The following is a 14,230-nucleotide window of genomic DNA, read 5'->3' on the forward strand; positions in this document are numbered from 1 at the left end:
TGCCCAGTTGGTGTGTTTCAACATTACTAATTAAAATTTCGATATTAGACATAGGATAACAATACACTCTATCCACAAAAAGCATTTGTGATGGTTTTAACCGACTGCCTGGCAAACGGTTATCGCCCCCAATCGGGGGAATGATTCCAATACATATTCATGGTAAAACAGTATAAAAGATTATTCGTCAAACAATTATATGGTAACATAAATGCTCGAACAGGGTCACTGCTTCAGTCCTATCTTCACGACATCGCGATCGATTTCGTAGGTGAGCGGATAGGTGAGGCTGATGATGTAGAAGGCATTCGTGAGACTGTTGTTGCGAATGCTTCCCGAGAAGGAGATGTTTTTCAATTCGTCCGACTCGAACTCTACCGAGACTCCGTAGAGTCGTTCCATGGTCTTGGCTATCTCGGCCAGCGTAGCCGAGCGGAAGTAGAGGATATTCCGGCGCCAGAAATCGACTTGCCGGCTATCCTCGATTTTCGATTTGGCAAACACCAACTTCGTTTTGTCAAACGATGCCTCCTCGCTCGGAGCAAGCAATACCGACTGATTTTGGTGCGAAACCCGCACCGAACCTTCGATCAGCGAGGTCGACACCATAGCGTCATCGTCATAGCCCTTCACGTCGAAAGTGGTACCCAGGGCCTCGACCTCCACCCCCTGGCATGCGACTACAAATTTCTTATCGGGATTCTTGGCCACCTCGAAGTAGGCCTCGCCGGTCAGGAATACCCGCCGATCGTCCCGATTGTACGAAGGATAATAGCTCAGTTTGCTGGCCGAGTTGAGCCACACTTTGGTCCCGTCGGGAAGAGTCATGCTGGCCTTTTGTCCCGAATCGACGACAAACGAGAAGGGTGTGGTATCGCTCTTGGCCTGTCCGCCCTCGTAATAGGCGACCACGGCAAGAAATACGGCTACGGGCAACAATACGACCGACGCAATCTTACAAATTGTTTTCATCACCTGCCGACGGCCTATCGCACGCTCCTCCCGGATATGTTGCGACAGGTTCTGCCACATCTCGCTGCGGGTATCGCTATCGAGTTCGGGCGAAACCGAGTGCCACAAATCGGTATACTTCCCGTCCAGAGCACGCTGCATCCGAGACGTCCCGATCCATTGCGACAGTTCGACCTTCTCTTCGTCTGTCGCCTCGTGGCGAAGGTATCGCTCCATCATTTCGATAAACCGCTCCGAGTCCATATTTTCCATTCTCTTCATACTTAAAAAACTCTATCTAACACTTCAAAAAACGTATCACACACTACACTCATCAGCAACAACCCCAAGGCTACATAACGCATCTTCGACCGTAAGAACTGCAACGAGCGTTGTACCTGAGTAGCCACCGTTTTCTCCGAAATCGACAACTGCCTGGCAATCTCCATATAGTTGAGCTCCTCTTTCCAGTACATCATGAAAATGCGGCGGCGCGACTCGGGCAACTCACTGATCAATTTCAAAATATACTCTTCGAGCAACAGATTGTCCAATTCGTGATCGGCATCGTCTTTCTCCTCGAGCAACTGCTCCTTGGCCTCGGCCTCGAAGTATTGCTGAATCCACATCTCCCGCTTGATGTAATGATACACCCTATTGCGGGCAATAGTGAAGATATAGGAATCGAAATTCCCGTCGCAGAGTATGCCTCTGCGTTTATCCCAGATTTGCATAAACACGTCTTGAGTCAAATCTTTAGAGAGAATACGATCTTTTACTATGGAGTTGATGAAATTATACACCCTCCCCGAATAGTATTGATATATCGATTCAAAAGAGGAAATCTTACCCTCCTTCAATCCTTTTAAAGTCTCACTATCCACTTCCTTTTTCATAGAACCTTCTCTTACCAATCAAAGACTAAGGTCAAAACGTGTATGCTCGATAAAGAATCTTCTTTGTTGTTGTATAGCCTCAAGGGGTCCGAAAAGACTACAACAAATTTTAGAAATAACACATTTTAACACATTAGTCTCGTCTTGAACCTATCGAAACTTTTCTCTTTTTCCAAACCTTTCGACCACTCCTCCCGGAAGGAGACGGAGGGGGGCCGACACACCACTTATATTATATATATGCAAAAACAGGCATATTACCCGAAATTCCCGACAAGTATACAAAAAAACCTTATCACCGGGAACAATGTACGCCCTTTTCCATTTTCTCTATTCAATTATTATCCGTATTTTTGCTCACTGTATGTTTTTTATAATACCTTTTATTCAACCTGTTTATAAGAAATGAGAAAATGGCGTATTGAGGACTCTGCCGAACTGTACAACATCAACGGTTGGGGCCTGAAATATTTTTCAATCAACGAAAAGGGTCACGTGGCTGTAACGCCCCGCGAGGGTTATGCCTCGGTCGACCTGAAGGAGCTGATGGACGAGTTGCAGGTGCGCGACGTAACGGCACCCGTTCTGCTGCGTTTCCCCGATATTCTCGACAACCGTATCGAGAAAATCTCGAAATGCTTCAAACAGGCGGCCGACGAGTATGGCTACACGGCCCAGAACTTTATCATCTATCCCATCAAGGTGAACCAGATGAGACCGGTGGTCGAGGAGATCGTGAGCCACGGCAAGAAATTCAACATCGGGCTGGAGGCCGGTTCGAAACCCGAGCTCCACGCCGTGCTGGCCATCAATACCGACAAAAACTCGCTCATCATCTGCAACGGCTACAAGGACGAAAACTACATCGAGCTGGCCCTGCTGGCCCAGAAGATGGGACGCCGCATCTTCCTCGTGGTCGAGAAGATGAACGAACTGAAACTCATCGCCGACATTTCGAAACGGCTGAAGATTCGCCCCAACATCGGCATCCGCATCAAGCTGGCCAGCTCGGGCAGCGGCAAGTGGGAAGAGAGCGGCGGCGACGGCAGCAAGTTTGGCCTCAACTCCAGCGAACTGCTCGACGCTCTCGATTTCCTCGAAAGAACCAAGATGACCGACTGCCTCAAGCTGATCCACTTCCACATCGGTAGCCAGATAACCAAAATACGTCGCATCAAGAATGCCCTGAAAGAGGCTTCGCAGTTCTACGTACAGCTCCAGAACATGGGCTTCCACGTCGAGTTTGTCGACATAGGCGGCGGTCTGGGGGTCGACTACGACGGCACCCGCTCTTCGTCGAGCGAGAGCAGCATGAACTACTCGATACAGGAGTATGTGAACGACTCGGTTTCGGCGCTGGTCGATGCCTGTGTCAAGAACGACCTGCCGCAACCCAACATCATCACCGAGTCGGGCCGCTCGCTCACCGCACACCACTCGGTGCTGGTATTCGAGGTGCTCGAGACTACCTCGCTCCCCATCTGGGACGAGAAGGAGGAACTGGGCGAAAACCCGCACGAACTGGTAGATGAACTCTATAAAATCTGGGACAACATGAACCAGCCGCGCCTGCTCGAGTCGTGGCACGATGCCTTGCAGATTCGCGAGGAGGCACTCGACCTCTTCGGCCTGGGACTGCTCGACCTGCGCACCCGGGCCCAAATCGAACAGCTCTTCTGGTCGGTAGCCCGCGAGGTAAGCGAAATCGCCTCGGACATGAAGCATGCCCCCGAAGAGTTGCGCAAGATTTCGAAGCTGTTGCCCGACAAATACTTCTGCAACTTCTCGCTCTTCCAGTCGTTGCCCGACTCGTGGTCGATCGACCAGCTGTTCCCCATCATGCCCATCAGCCGGCTCGACGAACGTCCCGACCGCACGGCTACCATACAAGATATTACCTGCGACTCCGACGGCAAGATCAACAACTTCATCTCGCCCCACGGCTCCAACTCGCATCTGGCCGTGCATGCCCTTAACAACAAGGAACCCTATTATATAGGTGTATTCCTGGTAGGTGCCTATCAGGAGATTCTGGGCGACATGCACAACCTCTTCGGCGACACCAACGCCGTGCATGTGAGCGTGTACAAGGACCGCTACGAAATCGATCAGGTAATCGACGGCGAGACCGTGGCCGAGGTGCTCGACTACGTACAGTTCTCGCCCAAGAAACTGGTGCGCAGCGTAGAGACATGGGTTACCTCGTCGATGAAGGCGGGAGTCATCACCCCCGAAGAGGGTCGTGAGTTCCTCTCGAACTACCGCTCGGGCCTCTACGGATATACCTATCTCGAAAACGATTAAACTCAACCCGATGGATTATCGGCCGGGGAGGGGCCACAGAGCAAGGGGAGACACTCCTCATGCTGTCACTCTCGAACCCCGCCCGATAATCCATCTCTATTTTTTTAGACCTTCATGCCACGCTACTTCATCTACCTATCGTTCAACGGTGCCCGCTACCACGGCTGGCAGATACAGCCCAACGGAATCACCGTACAGGCCGAGCTCGAAAAGGCGTTGGCTACCCTGCTGCGGCGCGAGACGCCGGTCACCGGGGCGGGCCGTACCGATGCCGGAGTCAACGCCCGGCTCATGGTGGCTCACTTCGACACCCCGGCTCCGCTCGACAATCCCGCCGAGACAGCCGACCGCCTGAACCGGGTGCTCCCCCCCGACATGGCCGTGTACGACATACGGCCTGTTACCGACGAGGCTCACAGCCGTTTCGACGCCCTCAGCCGCACCTACAAATACTACCTCATCGACCACAAGTCGCCCTTTCTCGAGGCGTTTGCCTGCCGCTACCGCGGCACGCTCGACTTCGACCGGATGAACGAGGCGGCCGAGCAACTCTACCGATACACCGATTTTACCAGCTTCAGCAAGCTGCACACCGACGTAAAGACCAACAACTGCCGGGTGACCTTCGCCCGCTGGGAGCGCGAGGGGGAACAACAGGTATTCACCATCACGGCCGACCGATTCCTGCGTAACATGGTGCGCGCCATCGTAGGCACCCTGCTCGACGTGGGGCGCGGCAAACTCACCGTCGAGGGGTTCTGCCGCATCATCGAACAGAAAGACCGCTGCGCCGCCGGCACCTCGGTACCGGGCAAGGCGCTGTTCCTGCACGACATCACCTACCCCGACAACCTGTTTCTGCCCCGATAAAGAACCGACTCGTGGAAATCAGACACATAACAAACCGGAAGAAAGATTTTCTCGACCTGCTGCTGTTGGCCGACGAAAGCGAAATGATGATCGAGCGCTACCTCGACCGGGGCGAAATGTTTGCCTTGTACGACGAGGGGTTGAAGAGTATCTGCGTCGTCACACAAGAGGGGCAAGGACTTTACGAAATCAAGAACCTGGCTACCTGTCCCCCGTTCCAGCGTCGAGGTTATGCCCGCAAACTTATCGAATATGTGGAAAGCCTCTATCCCCGCGGAGCGACCTTGCAAGTTGGCACAGGCGATTCACCCCTCACCATACCCTTTTACGAGCGATGCGGATTCCGTTATTCGCACCGGGTACCCGGATTCTTTACCGACCACTATCCTCACCCCATCTTCGAGGGGGGCCGACAGCTCGTCGACATGATTTATCTGAAGAAAGAGATTTAGCGACTATTTCGAGGATTTTCTCTGTCCCGGTTGCGACAATCGGCCACCAGCGGGATTATTCCACCGCGTAATCACGAAGTAGAGCCCCAGCACCACAAACGGGATGCTCAACACCTGACCCATGTCGATAGGCATGGCGCTTTCGAAATCGACCTGGCGCTCCTTGAGGAACTCGATGAAAAAGCGGAAGAGGAAGATGAGCGTGATGCAGAGCCCGAAATAGAAGCCCCGACCGCAACGGTCGCGCCGGAGCCAGGCCACCCACACCATCACTCCGAAGAAGATGAAATAGGCCAGCGCCTCGTAAAGCTGTGCCGGATGACGAGGCAACATATCCACCCGTTCGAAGACAAAAGCCCAGGGCACATCGGCCGGCATGCCTATGATTTCGGAGTTCATCAGGTTGGCCAGCCGGATAAAGCCGGCAGCCACCGGTGCGGCTACACCCATCATGTCGAGAATATCGAGGTAGTGTATCTTGGTCTTGCGGCAGAAGAGGGCCAGAGCGATAATCAACCCCAGCGTGCCCCCGTGACTGGCCAACCCCGCATAGCCCGTGAAGCGCCACCCGCCATCGGGCAGAGCGCGTATGGGCAGAATGATTTCGAGCGGATGGCTCAGGTAATAATCGGGTTCGTAAAAGAGACAATGCCCCAGCCGGGCACCGATGAAAATACCCAGAAAACTGTACATGAACAGGGTCTGAAACGTATCCATCGGGAGCCCCTTCAGCTTATACAGTTTGTAGACCACCTGGCAACCCGCCCAAATGGCGATGAGCCAGAAGATACTGTACCAACGTATAGCGATGCCCGCTACCGAAAAGAGCACCGGGTCGGGATTCCAATGAATGTAAAGCAGCTCCATAATTCTATTCTCTATCGTGGCATCGTTGCCACACGCGATGCAAAGATAACACAAATCTAGGTTTACAGAGATGATACAGAGAAAAGAATAGCTACCTTTGCACTCGCAAACCGCCCCCCGGTGGTGGCAGAAAGGCGGTCCCCGACCATCCCCGCCCAGGCGGAGAGGCATCGAAGGGTCCAACGTCAATAGACTTAAAAGGTAAAAAAAGATGTGGTTATCGCTTGCTTTTCTCTCGGCCTTTCTGTTGGGCTGCTACGAGGTATGTAAAAAAACGTCGCTCAACGGCAACGCCGTCATTCCCGTGTTGTTTCTCAACACCCTTTTCTGCAGCCTGCTGTTCCTCCCGCTCATCATCCTCTCCTACGGATTTCCCGATCTGATGCGCGACTCGATGTTCTACGTGCCCCCTTCGACCCTGCGCGAGCATCTCTACATCATCGGCAAGGCAGCGCTGGTGCTCACCTCGTGGACCTGTGCCTACTTTGCCACCAAGCACCTGCCCATCACCATAGCCGGCCCCATCAAGGCATCACAGCCGATACTCACCCTCATCGGGGCGTTGCTCATCTTCGGCGAACGGCTCAACTTCTACCAGTGGATAGGTGTGCTGCTGGCCATCGTCTCGTTCATCATGCTCTCCTTCTCGGGAAAGAAAGAGGGCATCAACTTCCGCCACAACCTGTGGATACTCTTCATCGTGCTGGCCACCATCACGGGAGCCGCCAGCGGACTGTACGACAAATACCTCATGTCGCACGGCTTCGACCGCATGACCGTGCAGGTGTGGTACTCGTACTACCAGATGGCCATGATGGCCATCGTACTGCTGGTGCTGTGGTATCCGCAGCGCAAGCACACGACCCCGTTTGTGTGGCGTCCCTCGATATTCTTCATCTCGCTCTTTCTCGTCTGTGCCGACTTTGTCTACTTCTACGCCCTCAGCTACCCCGACTCGATGATTTCAATCGTCTCGATGGTGCGTCGCAGCAGCGTGGTGGTGAGCTTCATTGCCGGTGCCTTCCTCTTCAAGGAGAAGAATATCCGCAGCAAATCGTTCGACCTGATACTGGTGCTGCTGGGTATGTTCTTCCTCTATCTGGGTACAAAATAGCCCTCGGGGGGCTTGCTCTTCAAAATGAAATAGCTACCTTTGTAGAAGAGAGGATAGGGCTCGGCAAAAAGTGCAAGTAAACTTGACCTTCTGCGCTCTCCTTTCACTACCCTTGTTCAAACCCTTGTTATGAAACTAAGAAGACTGTTTTTCCTCTCGGCCGTAGCTACGGCGCTGATGTCGCAGGCTGTTGAACCGGCGGCACAACTTTTTGCGGCCATGCCCGACTCGCTGATACCCTCGCTCGAAGTCAATCGACGCAAAGACCTCATCGACCTCTTCCACGCCGGGCAGTCGGCCCAAGTCACCACCAAACTCGGCGGCCAGGCTCAGATGACCCAGTTGCAGGAGCAGAGCCTCGTCATCGACCTCTCGGAGCAGAGCCGAATGGCCCTGCACCTCTACACGACTACCGGCAACGACTCTGTCGTTGCCCTGGTCAACACGGTCTATGCCCCGGCCGGCGACAGCCGCATCCGGTTCTTCGACAGCGCCTGGCGTGAGCTTCCCGCCTCGAAATATATCGAGCAGCCCACCCGCGACGATTTCTTTCTCTTCCCCGACAGCCTCTCGAAAACCCAACGCGAGGAGCTGATGCGACCAGTCGACATCTGCCTGGTAGAGTATACCTTCGAGTCCGATGGCTCGATATGCGCCAGCCAGTCGTGGGAGAAGTATCTCGACCGCGAAACCTACAACCGCCTCAAGCCCTACCTGCGCGAGTCGATTACCCTACGCTGGAACGGGAGACAGTTTGAATAGCAACAAAAATATATTTATAACCAACATAATAGATAAATAGACAAACAGAAACAGAAAAAGAAAGAATGCCATAAAATAACAAAAATAACATAAGCGTTAGCTTCGTTCTCTGCCAATAGAAACTTCGCAACTTTCACACAAGCATCGAGAACATGTAGCGAGCGTCCATGTAGATATATCTACGTGGGCTTGTTCGTGTTTGTATGCTTGGGCAATGCGAAGGCCTCTATTGGACAAACTCTGGGCAGGACCACGTAGTTTATTTAACTCCTACCCTATCCTCTCGAGAGCCGGCCAATGCTTACATTTCGCCGAACGACATGAGGAACATACACATTGGTCATATCATTCACGAACGCTTTAAGGAGAGCGGACTCTCGATTGCAGAGTTTGCCGCCCGTATCAACCGCACCCGCGGTACCGTCTACGACATATTCTCACGTAAGAGTATTGATACCGACCTCCTCGTTGCCATTTCGGAAGTGCTGCATTATGACTTCTTCCAAGAATACTATACCCCTGAAATACAAACTCATACACCTCCAGTTCCAATCTACCAAATCAGTCTTCAAGTCGAGGGCATTGTCGATGCACAACTCCTGTGCCAGCACCTGTCGCAATATAAAAAGAAGCGATAGCAGCCTTGTTTATGTTCAACTATTTCGACATATCCGTACAATTATCTCGACATTCATCAAAAGAAATTTTCGCTCTATTTTGGTTTCTTTGTGCTAATAATCCTTAATCAAGATTTCCAATACCTAAAGATATCGGAATCATCATCGCAAGTCTCTTCGTCATTGCCCCATCTCGCAATGTACCCAGACTATGAGTAACCATCTCTTCACACCAAGAGAATAGCAGACCGGTCGATGACCTTTTTTAAGGAAGCTCTAAAACAACATTGACAATACAAACACACTTAAACCATGTTCATAATGAATAGAAAAACGACACTTTTCGGCTGGGGGCTCTTGTGCATCTGGCTATTTTCACAATGTACAACCACTCAAATCATCTACTCCAACGTATCAGTTCCCGAAGAAGGAGGTATCCGTTTCGAGAAACTTACCGACGAAAATCGAGACATCGTCAACGGTATATCTACCCGCAACGAATACGGCAAATTCGAATGGTGGGTCAATCCGTGTGTAGCCATCTCACCCGATGGTCTCAAAATAGCCTATCTCTCCTATAAAAACAAACAGACCAATATCATGGTAGCCAGCACCGAACGAGGCGGAAGCGGTGCCACGCAACGCACCTTCCGCAACTGGGTGACCGACCTCTCCTGGTCGCCCGACGGCAAGTATATCTATTTCTCGGAACAACGCAACAACACCAGTTCGATATACAGCATCAATGCCGAAGCCGGAAGCGTGCTCAACCAACTCACCTTCGGCAGCACCTACGATGCGGCCCCCAAAGCCTCGGCCAATAATCCCAACATCGTATTCTTCTCCCGACAAGAATACGGACACTCCAGCATCTGGAGCTACAATCGCGAGAATAACCTCTTTACCAATTACTCCAACGGCTGTACTCCCGAACCGATAAAGAACGAACCCGACGCCTTCCTTTGCACCCGATTCAACGATAAGGGGATAGGCGAAATCTGGAAGATAAACTACCAGACCGGCATCGAAACCCTTATCCTCTCCCGTCAGGATCAAAGTTTCACCACGCCTCGCATCTCGCCCGACGGACAATGGATTGTGTGCATGGGCAACAGCTTCAACCCCAACAACAAGCGCATACAAAATCTCGACATTTTTGTAATCCGCATCGATGGAAGCCAATTCACCCAACTGACCTTCCACCCCGGTAACGATGGTTGTCCCGTGTGGTCGCCCGACGGTCGCAACATCTATTTCCTCTCGCAACGCGGCACGGCCAAAGGTCTGTTCAACGTATGGCGTATGAACTTCAATCTTTAAAAAATAAGCTCATTCAACATCAGCTTAGGTCTGAACTTCAATATCAAGGTCAGGAGGAAATAAGAGACTTATAGAGGCTGAACATAATCTGGAATACATACATCAACACTAAAACACACTCATTCATGAAAAAATCGATTCTTATTATCATGATACTCCTCATCGGCTCACTGTCGGCATCGGCCCAATGGAGCAGCGCGGGAAACGATACAGGAAACAGCCCTTCCCACGACAACAGTAGCAAACCCGCCGGAGGATTCATACGGGTAGGAGGAGCCATCTCGTTCAACACACTCGGCGGCTCATATTTCGAAAATCAGAGCAACGTCTCAGGAAAAACGACCGGCATCATTTCGCTTTGTCAAGCAGGAGCCTATTTCGGGAAAAACAAGAACTTCTATGCAGGTTTAGGCATGGAACTCCCCTTCAAAGGATGGAAAGAAGAGGTAGAAATAAACGGGAGAACAGTAACAACCTCTTACAATACCATGGGGTATCGTATCCCGGTTTTTATCGGATACACCTATCGATTTACTCCGAAAATCAGTCTGTATGTGCAGACTGGTATCAATTTCGATTTCGATTTCGCCGGGTATTGGGGTACCATCGAATACAATGGAGAGAAAAAAGATTTGAAAGATACTCTAAACGATGACTACTTCAATATCTTCAACAGCTCTTGGGCCGTACAAGCCGGTATCGTGCTCCACAAAATTCATTTGGGATTGAACTACACATTGCCCTATACCGACATATTCAACCATAAATATGTGGACGATGACATAAACGGCAACTTGGGAGCTGTCAATCTTTACATAGGTCTGGCATTTGACCTCAAATAAGGTCACGCACGGGAGGAGAAAATCGAATAACCGCATCTCACCGTCACGTGTATACAATCCTTGATATTCTATCGAGTAATCTAAAGACCAATATATAGAGAAAACCATTATCAACATGACCAAACAGCAGAGCCGCTCCGGGAATCTCCCCGAAGCGGCTCTCTTGTTTCTATGGTCTTGCGTTGTGCAGGCCCCAACTTAGAACTCGGCGTTCTTCGGCGTACGGGGGAAGGGTATCACATCGCGGATATTGGTCATGCCGGTAACGAAGAGTACCAGACGCTCGAACCCGAGGCCGAAGCCCGAGTGGGGTGCGGTACCGAAACGACGGGTATCGAGGTACCACCACATATCTTTCATGGGGATATGCAGCTCTTCGATACGCGAGAGCAGTTTCTCGTAGTTCTCCTCACGTTGCGAACCACCGATGATTTCGCCGATGCGGGGGAAGAGCACATCCATGGCGCGTACGGTCTTGCCGTCGTCGTTGAGTTTCATATAGAAGGCCTTGATCTCCTTGGGATAGTCGGTGAGGATAACCGGTTTCTTGAAGTGCTCCTCGACGAGGAAGCGCTCGTGCTCGCTCTGCAGGTCGGCACCCCAGTAGACGGGATACTCGAACTTGTGGCCCGACTCTTCGAGAATCTTCACACCCTCGGTGTAGGGCAGGCGCACGAAGTCGTTTTCGACGACAAACTTCAGACGCTCGATCAGCTCCGAGTCGTACATCTGGCTGAGGAACTCGAGGTCGTCCTGGCAGTTGTCGAGAGCGTAGCGGATAAGGTATTTGAGGAAGTCCTCGGCCAGGTCCATGTTCTCTTCGATTTCGTTGAAGGCCACCTCGGGCTCTACCATCCAGAACTCGGCCAGGTGACGCGGCGTGTTGGAGTTTTCGGCGCGGAAGGTGGGACCGAAGGTGTAGATGGCACCGAGCGACATGGCACCGAGCTCACCCTCGAGCTGACCCGACACGGTGAGGCTGGTGGGTTTGCCGAAGAAGTCGGCGCTGTAATCTACGGCACCATCTTCGGTGCGGGGCACGTTGTTGAGGTCGAGCGTCGTTACCTGAAACATGGCACCGGCTCCCTCGCAGTCGCTGGCCGTGATGAGCGGCGTGTTCAGATAGAAGAAACCGCGGTCGTTGAAATATTTGTGAATGGCGTAGGCCAAGTGGTGACGGATGCGGAACACGGCACCGAAGGTGTTGGTGCGGGGACGCAGGTGGGCGATTTCGCGCAGGAACTCGAGGGTGTGTCCCTTTTTCTGCAAGGGATATACATCGGGGTCGGCACCGCCGTAGAGCTCGATGCTCTCGGCCTGAATCTCGGCCTGCTGACCTTTGCCCTGCGACTCTACCAACGTGCCTATCACACTGATGCAGGCACCGGTCGTGATGGGTTTCATCTCGGCCTCGGTAAACTTCGAGAGGTCGACTACAACCTGTATATTCTTAATGGTAGAACCATCGTTGAGTGCAATAAAGTTGACATGCTTATTGCCCCGGCGCGTACGCACCCAGCCTTTCACATTGATCTTCGTCCCGTAAAGAGATGCGTCGAAGGCATCGACGACTTTGGTCCTTTTCATTGTTTCCATACTCTTTCAATCTATTAGTTTAAGCACCACCGCCCCGAACGGTTTTCCCGAGCGGGGCGTGCGGCTATTTCGGTTATATTACTTATTCAAACGAACCCATCTGCAGCATGTTCACCTCTTGTTGCGTGAGGTAACGCCAGCGGCCGCGTTGCAGGTTCTTCTTCGTGAGACCGGCAAAATAGACCCGGTCGAGTTTGACTACCCGGTAACCCAGCGCCTCGAATATACGACGCACGATGCGGTTGCGGCCCGAGTGTATCTCGATGCCCACCTGGTTCTTGTCGGTATCATTGGCATAGCTCACAGCATCGGGTTGTATGGGGCCATCCTCCAACTCTATACCGTCGGCGATACGTTGCATGTCCTCTTCGTTCACGTCGCGGTCGAGCCATACGTGATAGATTTTCTTCTTGATGAACTTGGGGTGCGTGAGCTTCGAGGCCAGGTCGCCGTCGTTGGTGAGCAGCAGCACACCCGTGGTGTTGCGGTCGAGACGGCCTACAGGGTAGATGCGCTCGGTACAGGCGTTGCGCACGATGTCCATCACGGTGAGGCGGCCCTGCGGGTCGTCCGATGTGGTGACGCAGTCCTTGGGTTTGTTCAACAGCACATAGATTTTGCGCTCGAGCGTAACCACCTTGCCACGGAAGGTCACCGTGTCGTTGCGGGTAATCTTCGTACCCAGCTCGGTCACCGGCTCACCGTTTACCAGCACCTCGCCGGCCTGGATATACTCGTCGGCTTCACGACGCGAGCAGATACCGGCATTGGCCATGTACTTGTTGAGACGAATCGGTTCGTTGGGATCTACCTCGGGCAACTCATACTCGATGCGTTGCGGACGGCTGTTGTAGTTCTTGTTGCGGCGTTGTTGCGGCCGGTTCTGGTTGTAACGGTTGTTGCCATATCCGCCCTGACGGTTCTGATTGTAGCCGCCCTGGCGATTCTGTTTGGGATAGTAGGGGCGCTCGTTGTCGCCGTAAGAGCGCGGTTGATAGCCCTCACCCCCTTCGTTGTTGCGATTGTAATCCTGGTTGTACCGCGGCCCGTTGTTGTAGGTATTGCGGCGATTGTTGCCATATCCGCCCTGACGGTTCTGATTGTAACCACCCTGACGATTCTGGCCATAGCCTCCCTGACGGTTCCCATAATTGTTGGGACGGTCGTTGGTATAGGAGCGATTGCCTCCTTCACCATAGTTGTTACGGGAGTAATGAGGTCTTTCGGTATTGGCACCATACGAGGTGTGACCCTCTTCTCCACCTCTTTTGTACTCTACTTTCTCATATCGTTCGGTCATGCCTTCACGGTTCGATACCCCGATACGAGGGCGCTTAGCTCTTTTTTCGCTTTCCATAGGAATTGTTTGTAATTAAAAAATACAAGCCTCTCGGCCTAACTAAAAAAATTCTATTTTCTTATCGATTGTTTTTTACCTTATTTGCCGGCAAAGATACAAATGATTTTTCATTTCATCTCTTTCACAATCAAATAAGTTATCGTTTTCTTCTTAAAAAAAACAAAAGCCCGGGGCGTTTGTTCGCCCGCCCTTGCCCCAACGGTCCAAAACGACGATTCTTCGGCTCCGCTCACCGGGTAACGATAAACGGGGAAGCCGAAGAATCGGGAATATTTCGGG

13 protein-coding genes are annotated in these 14,230 nt (G+C 52.1%); 8 read left to right on the plus strand and 5 right to left on the minus strand.

Annotated elements, in window-relative coordinates; genetic code table 11:
* Positions 1–225: 225 nt before the first annotated feature.
* On the minus strand, positions 226–1,233 hold the full coding sequence (locus NW211_RS01875; protein WP_087409238.1) for a FecR family protein: 1,008 nt from the start codon (positions 1,231–1,233) through the stop codon (positions 226–228).
* 2 nt (positions 1,234–1,235) lie between these two features.
* Positions 1,236–1,847 (minus strand): RNA polymerase sigma-70 factor, encoded by a 612-nt coding sequence (locus NW211_RS01880; protein WP_258326734.1) that lies wholly within the window; start codon positions 1,845–1,847, stop codon positions 1,236–1,238.
* A gap of 405 nt (positions 1,848–2,252) precedes the next feature.
* On the opposite strand from NW211_RS01880, the gene speA reads away from it, so the two are divergent.
* The 3 genes from speA (at position 2,253) to NW211_RS01895 (ending at position 5,473) form a co-directional block, all read left to right on the plus strand.
* The gene (gene speA, locus NW211_RS01885; protein WP_087409236.1) at positions 2,253–4,151 is read left to right on the plus strand and encodes a biosynthetic arginine decarboxylase; all 1,899 of its coding nucleotides are present in this window, start codon (positions 2,253–2,255) and stop codon (positions 4,149–4,151) included.
* A 114-nt stretch (positions 4,152–4,265) separates the two neighbouring features.
* Positions 4,266–5,021 carry a tRNA pseudouridine(38-40) synthase TruA gene (truA, locus tag NW211_RS01890; RefSeq protein ID WP_087409235.1) on the plus strand — a complete coding sequence of 252 codons (756 nt, stop codon included), beginning with the start codon at positions 4,266–4,268 and terminating at the stop codon, positions 5,019–5,021.
* Positions 5,022–5,032: 11 nt separating this feature from the next.
* Positions 5,033–5,473: an N-acetyltransferase gene (locus NW211_RS01895; protein ID WP_087409234.1), complete on the plus strand. Its 441-nt coding sequence runs from the start codon at positions 5,033–5,035 to the stop codon at positions 5,471–5,473.
* A 3-nt stretch (positions 5,474–5,476) separates the two neighbouring features.
* On the opposite strand, the gene lgt is transcribed toward NW211_RS01895, so the two are convergent.
* On the minus strand, positions 5,477–6,340 hold the full coding sequence (gene lgt / locus NW211_RS01900; protein ID WP_087409233.1) for a prolipoprotein diacylglyceryl transferase: 864 nt from the start codon (positions 6,338–6,340) through the stop codon (positions 5,477–5,479).
* A 211-nt stretch (positions 6,341–6,551) separates the two neighbouring features.
* Here lgt and NW211_RS01905 point away from each other — a divergent pair, with 211 nt between their 5' ends.
* From NW211_RS01905 to NW211_RS01925, 5 genes are all read left to right on the plus strand, one after another.
* The gene (locus NW211_RS01905; protein ID WP_258326735.1) at positions 6,552–7,454 is read left to right on the plus strand and encodes a DMT family transporter; all 903 of its coding nucleotides are present in this window, start codon (positions 6,552–6,554) and stop codon (positions 7,452–7,454) included.
* A gap of 129 nt (positions 7,455–7,583) precedes the next feature.
* The gene (locus tag NW211_RS01910) at positions 7,584–8,216 is read left to right on the plus strand and encodes a DUF3256 family protein (protein ID WP_258326736.1); all 633 of its coding nucleotides are present in this window, start codon (positions 7,584–7,586) and stop codon (positions 8,214–8,216) included.
* 320 nt (positions 8,217–8,536) lie between these two features.
* Positions 8,537–8,854: a helix-turn-helix transcriptional regulator gene (locus tag NW211_RS01915; RefSeq protein WP_258326737.1), complete on the plus strand. Its 318-nt coding sequence runs from the start codon at positions 8,537–8,539 to the stop codon at positions 8,852–8,854.
* Positions 8,855–9,154: 300 nt separating this feature from the next.
* Entirely contained in the window at positions 9,155–10,153 is a 999-nt protein-coding gene (locus NW211_RS01920) for a beta-propeller fold lactonase family protein (RefSeq protein ID WP_258326738.1), read from the plus strand.
* 125 nt (positions 10,154–10,278) lie between these two features.
* A complete protein-coding gene (locus NW211_RS01925; RefSeq protein WP_258326740.1) occupies positions 10,279–10,995 on the plus strand; it encodes a hypothetical protein in 717 nt (238 codons plus the stop codon).
* A gap of 198 nt (positions 10,996–11,193) precedes the next feature.
* On the opposite strand, the gene asnS is transcribed toward NW211_RS01925, so the two are convergent.
* Positions 11,194–12,591: an asparagine--tRNA ligase gene (gene asnS, locus NW211_RS01930; RefSeq protein ID WP_087409230.1), complete on the minus strand. Its 1,398-nt coding sequence runs from the start codon at positions 12,589–12,591 to the stop codon at positions 11,194–11,196.
* Positions 12,592–12,673: 82 nt separating this feature from the next.
* Complete coding sequence (locus NW211_RS01935) at positions 12,674–13,948, minus strand: pseudouridine synthase (protein WP_087409229.1); 1,275 nt, start codon at positions 13,946–13,948, stop codon at positions 12,674–12,676.
* Between the last annotated feature and the right edge of the window lie 282 nt (positions 13,949–14,230).

The organism is Barnesiella sp. ET7 (genome assembly GCF_024733785.1).
Lineage (GTDB): Bacteria > Bacteroidota > Bacteroidia > Bacteroidales > Barnesiellaceae > Barnesiella > Barnesiella merdigallinarum.